We start from the raw sequence: 17,741 nt of genomic DNA, 5'->3' as shown, positions 1-17,741 counted from the left end.
ACACAAAGCCCGTATTAAAGTACGGGTTCCGAACAGATTGCAAACATAATAGTCATGTTTGGAAAGTTTTAAGATTTAGAATTTATTCAGTAAGAGATTAAAATGATAGGAAAAAACAGTTGATAAACTTAGATCGGGTTGCACGTGAAATCAAAACTATAGGACTGTACGATTTGGTTTTGCAGGATGTGCAAAGAATTGCCGGGAAAAACAGAGTAGATGAAGAAGAAATTCTTCAGACATTAGAGAAAAATCCGGAAATTCTGCAAGATTACATGCAGACAAATGTCGAATACAATTTGAGCAATATCCACCTCAAAGATATCAATGTGCAAAATCTCAAAGATGAATGCAAACAAGAAGCGCAAACCTTTAATGAAAATCTGGCAAAATTGCGTGTCTTGGAAAAATATACACTTGATTTTGAACAGAGTGCCACGCTTGTCATCATTTTTTCCATTGAGTTTTTTGTTCTTTTTTCTGTGCAGTATTTTATAGTATTGCTAAATCTCAAAGCGTGGCAATGGTGGATATATACACTCTTTGCCTCCTCTGTTGCTTTTGCCTACTGGTATGGTAAAAAGCAGAGCAGACTGTATGCAAAAAACAAACAGCGTTACGAAATGCTTTATCTGCAGACATTACAACTCTTGGAAGCACTGGAAGAAAAAGAGTGTATCAAAAAAGAGGACTTATTGATTCATGAGTGTGAAGAACATGTCTAAAACAATCAGTGTTGATTATATTTGGAACAAAGAACTGGCGCTGCAGACAAGCAAGCTTTTTTATGATTATGATATGCGTCATTCTGCCAAAAGATATATAGGCTGGTTTTTTGTCGCTTTGGTGCAGTTTGGTATTGTCGGTGCTTTGAAGCATGAAAGTTACGGTATTTTGTATCTTTCAACCTTTTTGGTCTTTTACTGGTATTTTGGAAGATGGTTTCTGCGAAAAAGAATGTTGTTAAATTTTTACAAAAAAAATATGCCTCAAGATACACAAGTGCATTTTATTATTGACACAGAAGGCTTGCATAAAGATAAAAAGCGCATTCCCTGGGAAGAAATTACAAGGATAATAGAACTTGAAAACGGGATTTTGGTGCAAAGCCTGCATGATACACTTTTTTTTCAAAATTCTGCCTTTGGATCTGTTGATGAACGCAAAGAGTTTTTGGCGCTGGCCAAAGACAAAGGAAAACGCTAATGCACTATTTTTTTATTGGAGCAGTAAGCCTTTTTGTCATAGGATTGCTTATTGTCGGGGCAGTTATGGACAAAGAGGATATGGAAGGTGATGATTAAAAATTAAACAAAGAATTATAAAAATATTCATTTGCATAGAGTATAATTTCATCACTTTTATATGGAGATACCTTACATGCAGACACCTTTAGAAAATTTTATAGAGTATAAAGCCGATACAGGGATGCAATGTGGGAATTACTCTATAGATATACCGCCGTTAAAAGAGGGGGAACAGTACCGTTTTCATTTTGATGCTGTTGCCTGTGTCGGGTGTCGGTGCTGTGAAGTTGCCTGTAACGAACAAAACAACAATCCTGCCGATATAAAATGGCGTCGTGTCGGGGAGATGGAAGGCGGAGATTTTCCGGCTTTTACCCAGATGCTCAATTCTATGAGCTGCAATCACTGTATAGATCCTGAATGTCTCACAGGCTGTCCGACGGAATCGTATATAAAGATAGCCGAAACAGGCATAGTCGTGCATGATGACGATACCTGTATCGGCTGTCAGTACTGCACATGGAACTGCCCGTACGGTGTTCCTGTTTTTCATGAAGAGAGAAATATTGTTACAAAATGTCATATGTGTCATGAACGGCTTGATGTCGGAGAGTCTCCTGCCTGTGTGCAGGCCTGTCCTGCAGGAGCTATTGAGATTGAGGTTGTCAATGTCAAAGAGTGGCTGGAACGTGACATAGACGAACAGGCAAACATGCCGTTTTTGCCGGATGCACGCATAACAAATTCTACAACGCGCTACACGCTTCCCGAGAATCTGCCGGATGATATGAAAGAGATGGATGAACACATCTTAAAACCTGCACATAAAGAACTGCCTCTTGTTTTTATGACAGTTTTGACGCAAATTTCACTCGGTGGGTTTTTGGCGCTCTTTTTAGGAGACTTTATGAGTCTGTTCGGATTTGAGAGTACCAACTGGATTATGGCACTGCTTGTGATGCTTCCCGCGGCAATCGGGCTGCCTCTCTCAGCCTTGCACCTCGGACGTCCGTTTTTGGCGATGACAGCCATGAAAAATATAAAAACCTCGTGGCTCTCCCGCGAGGCTTTGGCTTTGGGTGTTTTTACGGGGCTTATGAGTGCTGTGGTGGCAGTATACTTTTTCGATATCTCCTATATATTGCGTTTATTGCTTGAAGCACTGACTTTAGCTGTGGGAATCTATGGAATTTATGCACAAAGTATGATTTACCGTATTCGTGCCCGTCCTTCCTGGAACAGGATTACAACGAACTTCAAGTTCTTCGGTGTGGCATATATCGGAATCTTTTTCGTTGCATTTATCAGCTCCGTATCAAGCGTGCATGAAGCGATTATTCCTTTGACGACCTTGGGTATGCTCGGTGCTTTGGCGCAGCTTTTTTTCTCTTATGAAGATATAAGAACACTTGATGCCAAAGAGAATGCATACCAACTGCAACGGACAAAAAGACTTTTAAATGAAAATTTTCATAAGCTCAAAATGATTCGTTTCGCCACGTTGATACTCGGTGGTGTGGTACTGCCGCTGTTTACTTTGGTCTTTGTAAGCGCTTCGTTACATGTAACGGCTTCTGTGATGCTTTTTTTGGCAATCATTATTGCCTTTGTGAGTGAAATAAGTGATAGATTTTTATTTTATACCACGGTTGTTCCTCTTGGAATGGCAGGTGGATTTTTTGTAGGGAAACAACGATGATAAGTAAATTAAAAGATTTTTTAGGGTTTGATATAAAAGAAGAGAAATACAAACTCTCGCATGATGAAACATTCGGCATGATAGCTGATGCAAAAAAACCCGATAAATGGGTCTTTTCAACCTGTGGATACTGCGGGGTCGGCTGTGGACTTTACATCGGTGTCAAAGACGGTAAAGCTGTTTACACAAAAGGCAATCCAAAACATTTTGTCAATCAGGGAACACTCTGTCCAAAAGGTTTGAGTGAACATCAAATGCTTAACTCTCCCCATAGAATTCAAACCCCGTTGATAAAACAAAACGGTGAGCTAAAACCTGCAACTTGGGATGAAGCCTTCACGAAAGTAAGCAGTGAATTTAAGAGAATTCAAAAAGAACACGGAAACAAAGCCGTTGCTGTCATTGGCACAGGGCAGTTTTTGACAGAAGAATTTTACACTTTGGGTAAATTTGTCCAGCTTGGTCTTCGCACAAATAATTATGACGGCAATACAACCTTGTGTATGGCATCTGCTGTTATGGGTTACAAACAGTCTCTTGGCAGTGACGGTCCGACAAGCTCATATGAAGATTTTGCACTTGCCGATACTATTTTTTTGGTGGGAGCCAATATTGCGGACAATCATCCGATACTTACCTTACATGTAAACAAAAACCCAAAAAAGAAAGTCATCGTTATAGACCCCAGGGCCTCGAAAACATCCCAAATGGCAGATGTGTATGTGCCTGTAAAACCGCGTACAGATCTGGCGCTTTACAACGGTCTGGCTTACATTGTGATGGAGCAGGGATGGGAAGATGAAGGTTATATAAAAGCAAATACAAACGGATACAAAGAGCTGAAAAAGCATTTGCAGGATTATCCGCCCCAGGAGGTGGCAAACATTACAGGCATTGATGTCAAAACCCTGTATGAACTCGCACGTGAATTTGTCTCAAGTAAAAGTGTTATCACCGGTTGGACAATGGGTGTGAACCAGTCTTTTATGGGAACAGATACTGTCAGTGCCATCATTAATCTGCATCTTTTGACAGGGCATATCGGTCGAGAGGGAACGGGGCCTTTTAGTATAACAGGGCAGTGTAATGCGATGGGAACACGTGAGACAGGGTTCACTTCATCTCTTCCGGGATACAGAAACTTTGGGGATGAAAAGGCTTTAAAAGAATATGCGGAAATTGTCAATGTTCCTCAGGAAATTATTCCGCGTGAACGTGGCTATAAATATGCCGAAATTATTGATGCCATAGACAGAGGTGAAATAAAAGCACTTTGGATAACGGCGACAAATCCGCTGGTTAGTTTTGTCAATCAGGACAAACTGCGAAAAACACTGAAAAAACTTGATTTGCTGGTCGTGCAGGATGCTTTTTTAGGCGATACGGCACAAATAGCAGATGTTGTTTTCGCTGCTGCGACCTGGGGTGAGAAAGAGGGCGTTTATACGAATTCTGAACGTCGCTGCAACAAGGCGAACAAAGCAGTAGAACCGATAGGTGAGGCAAAAAGCGATTTTGATATCATTCTTGAATTTTCAAAATATTTTGAAGGTGTGAATGAAATGCTTTTTCCAAACTGGAGCCAGCCTCGTGATGCTTTTGAGGAGTGGAAAAAAGTCTCAAAAGGACAGTTGTGTGACTACAGCGGTATGAGTTATGAGCTTATAGAAGAGTTGGGCGGGATTCAATGGCCATGTAACGAACAGTTCCCAAAAGGGAGTAAAAGACTCTACACCAAAGATATTCCTTTTAGAACATCCGATAAAAAAGCAAAACTTGTATGTGTGCAATGGCATCCGATGGCAGAGCCTGTAAGCCCTGAGTTTCCCGTTATTTTAAACACTGGAAGGACAGTTGAGCAGTGGCATACACGAACAAAAACAAGAGATATAGCAATTCTTGACAATTTGGCTCCTGAAGCCTGGGTGGACATAAATCCAAAAGATGCGGTCAAACTCAAAGTAAAAAGCGGTGACAGAATGAGTCTTTCATCTCCAAGGGGGCGCATTGATGATGTTATTGTACGGGTGACATCAAGTGTACGCGAAGGCACGGTATTTGTCCCGTTCCATTTTAATGAACAGCTTGTCAATACGTTGACTAATGAAAGTTTTTGTCCAAAGTCAGGGGAACCTAATTTCAAACAAACGGCAATACAGCTTCACTCAGAAGAGGTACCGGAGGGTCTGATACTTGAAGAGGAACAATCAAGCGGAGCGATTGCACATCACAAGGTCGTTTATGAAGGGGTTGCCTATAAAGAAAAAGAGGTGCATTTGCAACAATAGAAGTTATGTTATAATTATTTACGGGTCCTTTCAAATCCCGTTAAGTTAAACAGTCCAAAAACTTCAAAAATGGCGGTCATAATTATGCAGGAATGTGAACTGTATCAATACACTCTTTTTACAGGCAGTATACTTTTGCTTGCAAGTCTGTTTTTTAATATCAAATACAGAAAAAAGATAAAAAAACGCTTGGAAGATGAAAACAGACTCATAAAAAATGCCTACTATCATCCTGTCACCTCTCTCCCAAATAAAGAAAATGTTAAAATAGTAATTTCTGAACAGATACAAAGAGCTTTGCGACATAATAAATCTTTTTTGGTTATGGTAATAAAAATAAAAAATTTTCATGAAGTTCAGCTGCATTCCAAAGTGCTGGCAGAGGAATTTATGCTTGAAGCAAGTAACAGACTGCTGCAAAGTACACGGAGTGAGGATATAATCGGCCATATCAGTGATGACTCTTTTATCATTGTTTTTAATGAATATTTACAAGAAGAAAATTACAGGAGAGTATGTCAAAGAGTAGAAGAATCATTTGCACAGGCTCCCGAACTCAATACAAAATATACTATAGATTTTAAGGTTTCCATAGGTACATCTGTGTATCCGGATGGGGCTGCAAATCCGGATGCATTAATGGAAAAAGCGAGAAAGGCTGCAATTGATAGAGATTGAATAGTTCAAAGCAAAACAAAAGCCAATTTTAAGTATAATTCACGGATTTTATAAAAAGGTATATGCATGGCAAACAAACGTGTTTTAGTTAAATTTTCGGGTGAAGCTCTTGCTGGAGAAGCAGGTCATGGAATCGATACAAAGATTTTAAAGTATATTGCCCAGGAGATTAAAACTCTTGTTGATGCAGGTATAGAAGTCGGTATAGTCATTGGAGGCGGGAATATCATTCGTGGTGTGACTGCTGCCCAAGACGGAATTATTAAGCGTACATCCGGAGATTATATGGGAATGCTTGCAACTGTGATAAACGGTGTAGCAATGCAGGAGGCCTGTGAGCATGCCGGAATGCAGGTACGTATGCAAACCGCTATAAAAATGGAACAGATTGCTGAACCGTATATTAATCGTAAAGCGACACGCCATCTTGAAAAAGGACGTGTTGTTATTTTTGCAGCAGGGACGGGAAATCCGTTTTTTACTACAGATACGGCAGCAACACTTAGAGCTGTTGAAATCGGTGCAGAAGTTATTATCAAGGCCACAAAAGTTGACGGTGTCTATGACAAGGACCCTGCCAAATACCCGGATGCGGTGAAATTACCCGAACTGACCTATGACCAGGCATTGCAGGATCATATAAAAGTTATGGATGATACCTCAATAGCACTGGCAAAAGACAACAGTCTGCCTATTATTGTCTGCGATATGTCCAAGCAAGGTAACTTATTGGATATTTTAAATGGCAATATGAGCAACTGCTCAATAGTAAAATAAACTAAAGGAAAAACAGAGAATGAAAGTTGAAGAATTAACAGCGAAAGTTTTAGATGAAAATCCAAGTATGGATAGATATCAACTGGCAATTGCAGTTGCAAAAAGATGTGATGAACTGGAAAACGGTGCTCCAAGCAAATTAAATGTCAATACAAGCAGTATCAAGTCAACTGATTTGGCGCTTATGGAAATAGCTGAAGGACTTATTAGAGTCAAAGGCTTTAGCGACAAAGAGAAATAAGTTTTTGCCTTTGAGTCAAATGGATATAGAACAGGTAAAACACATCAATGATGTTGAATCTGCAATAGCTTATCTTTTTTCTCAAATACCCCAAAGTGAACCACTTGAAAAAGCATTAGACTTTTCTATAAAAGCACACGAAGGGCAGTATAGAAAAAGTGGTGAAGCTTACATAATCCATCCCATTTTAGTAGCCTCCATTGTTGTTTCTATAACAAATGATGAGTCGATGGCTATTGCTGCCTTATTGCATGATGTAGTTGAAGACACTCCTGTTACTATTGAACAGATAGAAGATTTGTTTGGTAAGGATGTTGCCCATTTGGTGGAGGGACTTACAAAAATAGATACGATTAGAGATCATGAACTCATTCCCTCCAATTCTGATGAAAAGCTTGTTGTATCGGCACTCTCTTTTAGAAAAATGCTTATTGCCAGTATTCATGATGTACGGGTGCTTGTTGTCAAACTGTGTGACAGACTGCACAATATGCTCACCCTTGATGCCTTGCCCGCTCACAAGCAAAAACGAATTGCCGAAGAGACATTGGTTGTGTATGCCCCTATTGCACACAGATTGGGGATTTCATTTTTAAAAAATATACTTGAAGACTTAAGTTTCGGCTATTTGTTTCCCAAGGAAAAGCAGGAAATAGAAAATTATCTTCAGACAAACTATCATGCAATTGAGATGAAACTTGATGCAATCAAAGAATCAATAATGAAGATTCTTGTGAAAAATGGCTTTTGTGAAGATGATTTTGAGATTTTGTCCAGAATAAAACATAAATATTCTATTTATCTGAAGATGCAGAGAAAAGGTGTGAGTATTGATGAGGTGCTGGATCTTTTGGCTGTTCGGATTCTTACAAAAGACCCTGTAAAGTGTTATACGATTTTGGGGCTTATTCATCTTAATTTTCGTCCGCTTGCCTCACGTTTTAAAGATTATATTGCTGTTGCAAAAGACAATGGATACCAGACCATTCACACAACTGTTTTTCATGATGCTGCAATTTTTGAAGTACAGATTCGAACCTATGATATGCATAAAACTGCTGAACTCGGAGTTGCCGCACACTGGAAATATAAAAGCGGCGGCAACAATATCAAGCTGGACTGGTTAGACAGTCTGCAGTACCAAAATGAGTCTGTAGAGGATTTTTATGCACTCATTAAAAATGATTTGTATTCTGAAGACATTTCGGTTTTTTCTCCGTCCGGTGATGCTTTTACCCTTCCCCGCGGAGCAGTGGCACTTGATTTTGCTTACGCTGTACACTCAGAAGTCGGAAACAAAGCTGTGAGCGCTTTAATCAACAAAACAAAAGCCTCTTTAATGAGCGAACTCAATAATGGTGATATAGTAAAAATTATTACCGGAGATGAAATTGTTACAAGATGTTCCTGGATTGATGCGGTCAAAACATCAAAAGCCAAAACAAATATGAAACTAAACTGCAATGCAAGAATACGTGATCTTAATGCAAAAGTGGCTGTGAGTATTGTTGCAACTGCAATGAAGCTGAATTTCGCGAGAGTGCAGGAATGGTTTTTGAAACATCAGTGTGACAGTGTGACCTCTATTCCTAACGACATAGAACATTTTAAGAATGTTATTCATAAATATATAGTAGAAATCAGTAAAAACAACAGATTTAAAAAGTTTATTTCCCGACACAGATTCAAACTCAAAGGGTATGAAATTGCAGGTATTGAGATATTCTCTACAACAAACATTACCGATATAGTGTTTGATTACTGCTGTCATCCTAAACACGGGGATGAAATTATGGGATTTTTGGATAAAACAAAGGTGCATGTCCATCACAAACTGTGCAATAATGCTACAAAAATGCTCGATGCACATGATCCGATGGTCTTTGTCCGCTGGAAGCAGGAAAAAATTTACCGATACAAACTGATTGCCTCTTTGCATAATGAAAAAGGTGCTTTGGCTGAGTTTTTAAGTTTCCTGGTTAAATTGGATGTGGATATCAATGCAATTGAGCTGGGCAAAGAGAGTGCTGATTATATTAAGTACTGTGAGCTTGTTTTTGAGGCAAAAGAAGCTGATATTAATTCACTTCGTGCTAAAATAGAGTCTAAAATAAAAGTTGTCAATTTGGTGAGAACTGATGATGCTTATAAAAATTAAATAAATATAGAGAGAAAAAATGATAGATGAAGCTTTAAGAGAGATAAACAGAGGTTGTGCAGAGATTATTGACAACGAAAGAATAGAAAAACTTTTAAAAGCTTATTTTCAAGAGGGAAAGACATATACGGTAAAAGCCGGTTTTGACCCGACTGCACCGGATTTGCATCTTGGACATACTGTTCTTTTACAAAAACTTGCAACCTTTCAGAAATATGGTGCAAGAGTACAGTTTCTTATAGGAAGTTTTACGGCAACAATTGGTGATCCGACAGGGAAAAATGCCACACGAAAAGTATTGTCAAAAGAAGATATAATCAAAAATATTGAGAGTTATACGACACAGGCTTTTAAAATTTTAGATGAGAGTAAAACAGACATAGTCTACAATGATGACTGGCTGGGAAAAATGAGTGCAGCTGATTTAATAGCGCTTGCCTCAAATTTAACAGTGGCACGTATGCTGGAGCGTGATGATTTTTCAAAAAGATTTAAAACAAATGTCGCAATTGCCACAAGTGAGTTTATGTATCCGTTGTTGCAGGGTTATGACAGTGTACACTTGAAATCTGATATAGAAATAGGCGGAACAGATCAAAAATTTAATCTTTTAATGGGAAGACAGCTGCAAAAAGTATATAATATTAAGAAGCAGCAGGCTGTTTTAATGATGCCTATTCTCGAAGGTCTTGACGGTGTCCAGAAAATGAGTAAGTCTCTGGGAAATTATATTGGTGTTTCAGATGAACCAAATGATATGTTTGGTAAAGTTTTAAGTATATCCGATGAGCTGATGTGGAGATATTTTGAGCTTTTGAGCGATAAAAGTCTTGATGAGATTGCAGCACTTGAGAGAGCAGTAAAAGAAGGAAAATTACATCCGAAAAAAGTAAAAGAAGACTTGGCATTGGAAATCACAGCACGTTTTCATGATAAAGAAGCAGCACAAAATGCAAAAGAAGAGTTTGACAAGGTCCATTCAAAAAGCCAAATTCCAAGTGATATTGCAGAGTTTAGCTGTGAGGGACCGATTTGGATTGCAAAAGCTTTGGTTGACTGCAAGATGGAACCCTCAACATCCCAGGCCAGAAGAGATATCAAGCAGGGTGGTGTTAAAATAGACCAGAAAAAAGTATCTGATGAAAAGTTGGAATTGTCATCAGGAGAGTACCTGTTACAGGTTGGAAAAAGAAAATTTGCAAAGTTAAAGGTTAAATAAAATGAGTTTCAAGTCTTTAAAAATTGGTAAATATGAGATTGAAAAACCAATAGTACAAGGTGGTATGGGCGTTGGGATCAGTTGGGATCAGTTAGCTGGTACTGTTTCAAAAGAAGGCGGACTTGGAGTTATCAGTTCTGTTGGAACAGGTTACTACAAAGATAAAGAGTTTGCAAAAAAACTGGTAGCAGACAGGCCTTTGAGCGAAGCAAACTTTTACTCAAAAGAGGGCTTTACCGAAATAATAAAAAATGCCAGAAAAATCTGTGGCGACAAGCCTTTGGCCGCAAATGTTTTGTATGCTATCAATGACTACGGACGTGTTGTTCGCGATGCCTGCGAAGCCGGTATCAATATTGTAATAACAGGTGCAGGGCTGCCGACAAATATGCCGGAGTTCACAGAAGGCTATCCTGATGTAGCGCTTGTACCTATTGTATCCTCTGCAAAAGCTTTGAAAATTATTTGTAAAAGATGGCAGAAGCGCTATAACCGTCTTCCTGACGCAGTTATTCTTGAAGGTCCCAAAAGCGGTGGGCATCAGGGCTTTACATACGAACAGTGTTCAATGCCTGAATATCAGTTGGAAAACCTTGTAAAACCTGTTGTAGAAGAAGCAGAACAATGGGGCGGCATGCCGGTAATTGCTGCAGGTGGTGTTTGGGACAAAAACGATATAGAAGCCATGATGGAACTCGGTGCGAGCGGTGTTCAAATGGGAACACGTTTTATCGGTACTTATGAGTGTGATGCGCATGCAAACTTTAAAAAAGTCCTTCTTGATGCAAAAGAGGGTGATATTAAACTGATGAGTTCTCCTGTGGGATACCCTGCACAGGGAGTTGTGACAAATCTCACTCATATGGTAGAAAAAAGAGAAGGTCCTGCAATTAAGTGTATTTCAAACTGTGTTGCACCGTGTAACCGGGGAGAAGAGGCTAAAATTGTCGGTTTTTGTATTGCAGACAGATTAAGTGATGCTTATGAGGGCAACCTGGAAACAGGACTCTTTTTCTCTGGAACCAATGGCTATAAACTAAATGAAATTATTACAGTAAAAGAACTTATTGACAAGCTTATGCATGGTGAATAATACTGTATGGTAAAAGTTTTTGCTCTCATACTTTTTTTTATTACTGTTTTACATGCTGTCAATGATCAGGAGATTTTAAAAAGGGCAGATTCTTTTTTAAAATCTTCGAGTAAAAGCAATCAGTTTCGTGCATATAATGATTATAAAAATCTGTATTTAAGAGCATTGTTGAACGGAGATAAAAAACTTAAACACTCCGCTCTAAAAGGGATAATCTCCAGTGGACATAAATTACATATTGATGTAAAAAGATATGAACAGGAGTATAAACACCTCTCCCCTGCGTCCAGAAAAAATTACAAAGCAAAAAAAAACATTAAAGTCACATCTTCACATAAATTAAAATCAGTTCGCTTTTATAATAAAAGACTGGTATTACAGTTTGATAAAAATCTTCAAAAGAAACAGGTGAACTATTTTACGCTCAATGATAAAAAAAAGAGCATCTATAAATATGTTTTTGATATACATGCTTCCATGTTGAAGAAGTCAAATACTCTCAAACAAGTGGGGGTTGATAAAATTAAACTGGCACAGTACAATCCAAATACATTGCGGTTGGTTATTCAAAACAAAACTCCTTTAAAAATCCGTTTTTTCAAAAAAGGCAAAGAGCTTTCTATAAAAATTATCAACAAGTCAGTAAAAACAAAGAGTGTTGCAGTATTTAACAAATACAAGAAAAAGTCACCCAAAAGACTCGACAGAAATAAAATCATAGTCATAGATGCAGGGCATGGCGGAAAAGACCCGGGAGCCATAGGATACAGAAAATACAGAGAAAAAATTGTGGTCTTAAGTATAGCAAGAGAGTTAAAGCGTATACTTCGTGCAAGAGGTTTTACAGTGTACATGACACGCGACAGTGATCGCTTTATAAAATTAAGAAACAGAACAAAATATGCAAACAGAAAAAATGCAGATATTTTTATCAGTATCCATGCCAATGCAGTTGGACGCAAAGATGCCAAAAAAGTTTGTGGACTGGAATGCTATTTTCTTTCAACATCCCGTTCAAGCAGGGCAAAAAAAGTGGCAGAAATGGAAAATTCGGCAGATTTGGATGAGATGGATTATTACGGAAAGCAAAGCTTTTTAAACACCATAAATTCACACAATATTGTTGCATCGAACAAGCTGGCAATTGATCTGCAAAGAGGGGCGTTAGCAACACTCAAAAGCAGATATAAGAATGTGAAAGATGCAGGGGTCAGAGAAGGACCGTTTTGGGTGCTTGTAGGGGCACAAATGCCTTCTGTTCTGGTAGAAGTCGGATTTATAACACATCCGACAGAAGCCAGACGGCTTGTAAGCAGAAGTTACCAAAAAACAATGGCACAGGGGCTTGCCAATGGAGTGGAACGCTATTTTATAAACTCTCAAAAAAGATAAAGCAGCCTTGAGGCTTAGTCCTCTTTTTTATATTCCAAATCCCCGGCAACAGCTTCTTTGTCGTTGATGACTTTTTCAATCTGCTGTTTGACTTTGTCATAACGGAACTGCTCTTTGAATCCCATAATTCTTCCTCCGGCAGCATTTGGGTGCCCTCCGCCGTTTGCCCACTCTTTGGATATCTGTGCAACACTTACCTTGTCGCTTGCACGCAGACTCATTGTTCCCCGATAGCTGACATCCACAATGAAATCATATTCAGGGTAGGCTGTTAAAAATCCGTTGCCGACTATGGAGGTGTTTCCTATTCCATAACTCAGGTAGCCTCTGTATCCCTTGTAATAGATTGTTTTTTCACTTCTGGCTTTGCCCATAAGTTCAACGACATACCGTGTGGCAAGATTGTCGAGTGTATCATCTTTGTCGCGTCTGAAAAAATTCTTTTTTAAAGAGTGGATTTTTTCATCAAGTAAAATAGGAGCATCAGGTTCATGAATGAATTTTGCCGCTTCATGCAACAGTGTGAGTTTGTAGTTTGAATCTTCATCAGGAAACATAATTCGGTTGAGCTCTTTTGTTTCTGTCACAAGACGCATACAGACTTTCCCGTATTCAAAATTGTCATGTTCTTCCTGTTTCCATAAATCTACTGCATTAACAACATCAACATACTTCTCCATCCATGCAGGTTCGTTGAGCTCAAAGTGTTCTTTTGCATAGTCATAGGTGATTTTTGTAGCGCAGCGGCTGGTATCAAGATAGTACCATTCATGTTTTTTTGCACTCTCTTCCCCGCTTCCATGGTGATCAAGAAGTTGTAATTTGACATCAAATGCACCGTCATTCATTTTTTTTACTTCATGGCTGAGCCAACGGGATTCATCCGCTGTAAGATTCAGATCCGTGATAAGTATGTAAGCTTTTTCTTTTGCTTTTCTGATGTTTTCCAGCATAAGGTCGAGCTTTTGTTTCACTTCTGCTCCGTAATTGGAGTTGTAGTTAAATCTTTTGTACGGTGTGTACTGCATGACCAGCTGGCAGCTGTAGCCATCCAAATCAATGTGTGAAAGATGATGAATAGTTCTGTTTTTCATTTGTACCCTTTTAGTTATTTGTTTCTTGTGTTTGAATTGAAATAGAGCCCATCACTTCAAATGTAGCACTTGAATCAATTTCTGCATGAGAGAGTGTTACAACATCAAGAGAAAATCTCTCAAATATTTCTGCAACACTGCGACGGATTTGTGGATCGACGATAATAATAACAGGGGAAATCCCTTTTTGCAGTAAGTCTGCAGCCTTTGTGCTTGTTGCCTGAATCAGGGCATTTATTTCTCCTACATTGAGCATGAGGTTTCTCACACCGTCTTGTTCTTGTGATTTTTGCAGTAACAACTGCTCAGTCTGTGTATCAAATGTCAAAAGGCGTATCACCCCGTCATCCCCTGCATACATTTGGGTAATGACGCGAGAAAGTCTGGCTCTTACCTGTTCTGTTATAAGGTCAACATTTTTTGTGTATTCGGCAATATCTGCAATTGTCTCTAAAATAGTAAGCATATCTTTGAGCGGAATTTTTTCATGCAACAGTGCTTTGAGAACTCTTTGAATAAGACCGATAGAAGCCACTTTTAAAACGTCATCAATGATTACAGGATAATCATCTTTTATTTTATCAATAAGTGACTGTACTTCTTGACGGGTTAAAAGCTCTTCGGCATTGCGTTTGATGAGTTCGCTCATATGTGTGGAGATGACTGTAGCAGGATCAACAACGGTGTATCCGTTGATAATGGCATCTTCTTTTTGTTCCGGTGCTATCCACAGGGCGTCGAGTCCAAAAGCAGGTTCTTTTGTCGGTTCTCCCTGAATCTCTCCTGTAGCCATACCGCTGTCCATCGCAAGAAATTTATCAGGCATGATCTCACCCTCACCAATGGCAATGCCTTTAAGCAGTACCTGATATTGGTTAGGTTTGAGATGTAAGTTGTCACGTATTCTGACCTGCGGCATTAAAAATCCATAGTCATTTGCTATTTTTCTTCGCATGGAACGGATACGTTCAAGCAAATCACCACCCTGGGAACTGTCGGCCAGTTTTATAAGTTGATATCCCAAAGTCAGTTCAAGCATTTCTACTTTGAGTATGTCATCAAGCGCATTTTCCTCTTCTTTTGCAATTTCTTCGTTCGTTTTTTTCGGTTTGATTCTCTCTTTCTCTTTTTCTGTCTCTTCTTTTGTCTTGACACCAAGGAGATTCTCAACATCCAAAATGGAAAGTTCCCCTTTTTCATATTTGTAGATAGACCACCCAAGCAGGGCGAATATCATTCCGACAAATCCCATAGAAGCAGTAGGCAGGCCAGGAACAAGAGCAAACAGGAGCATGATAAAGCCGACTATCATCATAATCTTTGCATTTCCGATCATCTGTGAAATAGTGCCTTCGGCAAAATTGTCACCGTCACTTGAGGAACGGGTAATGATAATACCGGTTGCAGTTGAGGTAATGAGTGCCGGAATCTGGCTGACAAGACCATCCCCGATTGTAAGGAGTGTGAAGGTAGAAGCACTGTCTGCAACGCTCATATCGTACTGAAAAACACCGATGAGAAAACCGCCGATGATATTTATAAGAGTAATAATAATACCTGCAACAGCATCGCCTTTGACAAATTTTGAAGAACCGTCCATCGCCCCGTAAAAATTGGCATCCTGAAGAATTTCTGCACGGCGTTGTTTTGCTTCGGCATCATCAATGAGTCCTGCATTTAAATCCGCATCAACCGCCATCTGCTTTCCGGGCATAGAGTCAAGTACAAAACGTGCTGCAACTTCTGCAACCCTTGTGGAACCTTTTGTGATAACCATAAAGTTTATAAGAACCAAAATGGAAAAAACGATAATTCCGATAACATAGTTTCCCCCGACAACAAAATCACCAAAACTTGTAATAACATCACTTACCTGTTCCGGCCCCTCATAACCGTGACTTAAAATCATTCTGGTTGTCGCAATGTTGAGTGAAAGCCTAAAAAGGGTGAGAATCAGTATAAGTGTCGGGAAGGTAGTCAAGTCTGTCGGTTTTGGTACATATAATGAAATAAGCAAGATTAAAACAGACAAGGCAATTGAAATTGTCAGCAAAACATCCAATATCGAAGAAGGCAGAGGAACAATGATAATGGCGAGTATTGCCATTACAAAAAAGACAACACCAAGATCACGTTTGCCTAGTAAAAAGTTAAGGGAGGTTCCGATTTTTTGTTTTGTTGTCAATTTTCTTGCCAAGTGTCAGTGTCTCACCAAATTTAGTCGTCGAGTAAGTCTGCCAAAGTCAAGTTTGCCAAAAACAAATCTATTTTCCCCTGGAGTTTGTGTAAAAAAGGCCATATTGTACATGTACTGGCTTTTTCGGAAGGACAGTCTTCCAAAGAGGGAGCACACTCAAAAACAGTAGGTGCTTTGCCTTCTACGCAGGACGCGACACTAAGCATATTGATATCTTTGGGATCTTTGTTGAGTGCAAAACCACCATTGACACCTTTGTATGAGTTTAAAATCTGCGCTTTTGCCATAGACTGAAGAATTTTTGCCAAAAAACTTTTGGAGATAGAAAGCTCTTTGGAAAGAGTATCACTGTCCATTGGCGCTTCTGCTTTGCAAAGCAGTATAAGTGATAAGATGGCATATTCGCTGGCACGGGTTATAAGCATGTATTTACTTTCATTATTTAAACTTTTAAAATGATATTATATCCAAAATTACTGCTGAAATAAACAAAAATAAAATTTAAAGAAAAGTTTTGCTATAATCACGCTTCAATTCTTCTGCATTGTGCATTTGAGTTAGATTATTATACCTATCAGGAGGCTATTATGGCTTTAGATTCGGCTAAAAAACAAGAAATAGTTGCGAAATACGGTCGCAGTGAAAATGACACTGGTTCAAGTGAAGTCCAAATTGCACTTTTAACTGAAAGAATTAAAGAGTTAACAGAACACTTAAAAGTTTTCAAAAAAGATCACGCATCTCGTTTGGGATTACTGAAATTAGTTGGTCAGCGTCGTCGTTTGATGAAATACTTCAAAAGAAAAGACAAAGACGCCTATATGAAACTCATCGAAGATTTAGGCATCCGTGACAATATCTAAGTTTTAAACTTTTTCTTTAAAAGTCCCTTTTAAGGGACTTCTTCCTTACATGTAAACTAATTTTTATAAAAAAATCTCAACCGCCTTTTGTAAATCATCTTTTGTATCTATACCAAAACCCGTACTCGCCACTTTGACCATAGCTATATTTTTTCCATGGTATATTGCACGAAGCTGCTCTAGTTTTTCTATGTCTTCAACAGGGGCATCAGGGAGTGAACAAAACTCTTTTAAGCTTTTTTTAGAAAAACCGTAAATACCGATATGTCCGAAATAGACAGCTTCTCCGCTTTGATTGAATGGTATTTTAGCACGGGAAAAATAGACGGCATTGCTGTTTGCATCGAGCACAACTTTGACGAGATTGGAATCCTCTGCCGCTTGTGCATTAACAGCGTTGTAGCAGCTTCCCATAATAAAATCTTTTTTTTCTTTTTGCAGTTCTTTGAGTTTTTGTATAAGGGACTCAACAACATCAGGCTCTATAAAAGGTTCATCTGCCTGTACATTGATAATAAGTTCTTCATCCGATAAATTTAAAATAGTGGCACATTCATGAATTCTGTCCGTACCGCTTTTATGTGTTGTGGATGTCAGCATAGCTTTGATTCCATGCTTTTTACATGTAGTAATGATACGTTCATCATCGCACGCGACAACTACATCATCCAAATGTGATACTCTTTGTGCCGTTCTTACCACCATAGGCAAGCCTCCTATGTCTGCTAAAACCTTTTGCGGAAACCGTGTGGATGCCAATCTTGCCGGAATAATAATCATATTAATCTGCCCTTA

At 38.9% G+C, this 17,741-nt stretch carries 16 protein-coding genes; 12 read left to right on the top strand and 4 right to left on the bottom strand.

The annotated features are described in order from the left end of the window. Positions 1 to 119: 119 nt before the first annotated feature. From MNY28_RS04505 to MNY28_RS04455, 11 genes are all read left to right on the top strand, one after another. Positions 120 to 725: a hypothetical protein gene (locus tag MNY28_RS04505; protein WP_151899883.1), complete on the top strand. Its 606-nt coding sequence runs from the start codon at positions 120 to 122 to the stop codon at positions 723 to 725. Then, the gene (locus MNY28_RS04500) at positions 718 to 1,206 is read left to right on the top strand and encodes a hypothetical protein (RefSeq protein WP_151899884.1); all 489 of its coding nucleotides are present in this window, start codon (positions 718 to 720) and stop codon (positions 1,204 to 1,206) included. Before MNY28_RS04505 ends, MNY28_RS04500 begins: the two co-directional genes overlap by 8 nt. 174 nt (positions 1,207 to 1,380) lie before the next feature. Continuing rightward, the gene (locus MNY28_RS04495) at positions 1,381 to 2,946 is read left to right on the top strand and encodes a DmsC/YnfH family molybdoenzyme membrane anchor subunit (protein ID WP_346389023.1); all 1,566 of its coding nucleotides are present in this window, start codon (positions 1,381 to 1,383) and stop codon (positions 2,944 to 2,946) included. After that, positions 2,943 to 5,234 (top strand): nitrate reductase, encoded by a 2,292-nt coding sequence (locus tag MNY28_RS04490; protein ID WP_151899886.1) that lies wholly within the window; start codon positions 2,943 to 2,945, stop codon positions 5,232 to 5,234. Before MNY28_RS04495 ends, MNY28_RS04490 begins: the two co-directional genes overlap by 4 nt. 69 nt (positions 5,235 to 5,303) lie before the next feature. Beyond that, entirely contained in the window at positions 5,304 to 5,912 is a 609-nt protein-coding gene (locus MNY28_RS04485) for a diguanylate cyclase (protein WP_346389022.1), read from the top strand. A 66-nt stretch (positions 5,913 to 5,978) separates the two neighbouring features. Next, positions 5,979 to 6,689: a UMP kinase gene (gene pyrH / locus MNY28_RS04480; RefSeq protein ID WP_151899887.1), complete on the top strand. Its 711-nt coding sequence runs from the start codon at positions 5,979 to 5,981 to the stop codon at positions 6,687 to 6,689. Between the two features lie 19 nt (positions 6,690 to 6,708). Then, positions 6,709 to 6,930 carry a DNA-directed RNA polymerase subunit omega gene (locus MNY28_RS04475; RefSeq protein WP_151899888.1) on the top strand — a complete coding sequence of 74 codons (222 nt, stop codon included), beginning with the start codon at positions 6,709 to 6,711 and terminating at the stop codon, positions 6,928 to 6,930. A gap of 19 nt (positions 6,931 to 6,949) precedes the next feature. Further along, positions 6,950 to 9,088: a RelA/SpoT family protein gene (locus MNY28_RS04470; protein ID WP_346389040.1), complete on the top strand. Its 2,139-nt coding sequence runs from the start codon at positions 6,950 to 6,952 to the stop codon at positions 9,086 to 9,088. A gap of 19 nt (positions 9,089 to 9,107) precedes the next feature. Further along, positions 9,108 to 10,307, top strand: coding sequence for a tyrosine--tRNA ligase (tyrS, locus tag MNY28_RS04465; protein ID WP_346389021.1), 1,200 nt, complete (start codon positions 9,108 to 9,110; stop codon positions 10,305 to 10,307). A 1-nt stretch (position 10,308) separates the two neighbouring features. Beyond that, positions 10,309 to 11,400, top strand: coding sequence for a nitronate monooxygenase family protein (locus MNY28_RS04460; protein WP_151899891.1), 1,092 nt, complete (start codon positions 10,309 to 10,311; stop codon positions 11,398 to 11,400). Positions 11,401 to 11,406: 6 nt separating this feature from the next. Next, positions 11,407 to 12,792 carry an N-acetylmuramoyl-L-alanine amidase gene (locus MNY28_RS04455; protein ID WP_346389020.1) on the top strand — a complete coding sequence of 462 codons (1,386 nt, stop codon included), beginning with the start codon at positions 11,407 to 11,409 and terminating at the stop codon, positions 12,790 to 12,792. A 14-nt stretch (positions 12,793 to 12,806) separates the two neighbouring features. On the opposite strand, the gene MNY28_RS04450 is transcribed toward MNY28_RS04455, so the two are convergent. The 3 genes from MNY28_RS04450 to MNY28_RS04440 are packed head-to-tail and all read right to left on the bottom strand — an operon-like array spanning position 12,807 to position 16,508. Beyond that, positions 12,807 to 13,886: a phosphoesterase gene (locus MNY28_RS04450; protein WP_151899892.1), complete on the bottom strand. Its 1,080-nt coding sequence runs from the start codon at positions 13,884 to 13,886 to the stop codon at positions 12,807 to 12,809. Positions 13,887 to 13,896: 10 nt separating this feature from the next. Beyond that, on the bottom strand, positions 13,897 to 16,083 hold the full coding sequence (gene flhA / locus MNY28_RS04445; RefSeq protein ID WP_346389019.1) for a flagellar biosynthesis protein FlhA: 2,187 nt from the start codon (positions 16,081 to 16,083) through the stop codon (positions 13,897 to 13,899). A gap of 20 nt (positions 16,084 to 16,103) precedes the next feature. Beyond that, on the bottom strand, positions 16,104 to 16,508 hold the full coding sequence (locus MNY28_RS04440; protein ID WP_151899894.1) for an Rrf2 family transcriptional regulator: 405 nt from the start codon (positions 16,506 to 16,508) through the stop codon (positions 16,104 to 16,106). 162 nt (positions 16,509 to 16,670) lie between these two features. On the opposite strand from MNY28_RS04440, the gene rpsO reads away from it, so the two are divergent. Continuing rightward, entirely contained in the window at positions 16,671 to 16,946 is a 276-nt protein-coding gene (gene rpsO, locus MNY28_RS04435; protein WP_151899895.1) for a 30S ribosomal protein S15, read from the top strand. A 63-nt stretch (positions 16,947 to 17,009) separates the two neighbouring features. On the opposite strand, the gene kdsB is transcribed toward rpsO, so the two are convergent. Next, entirely contained in the window at positions 17,010 to 17,726 is a 717-nt protein-coding gene (gene kdsB / locus MNY28_RS04430) for a 3-deoxy-manno-octulosonate cytidylyltransferase (RefSeq protein WP_346389018.1), read from the bottom strand. Positions 17,727 to 17,741 lie beyond the last annotated feature (15 nt).

It is taken from the genome of Sulfurimonas sp. NWX367 (genome assembly GCF_039667065.1).
GTDB lineage: Bacteria > Campylobacterota > Campylobacteria > Campylobacterales > Sulfurimonadaceae > Sulfurimonas > Sulfurimonas hydrogeniphila.
This window is presented reverse-complemented; position numbering and strand designations above follow the sequence as displayed.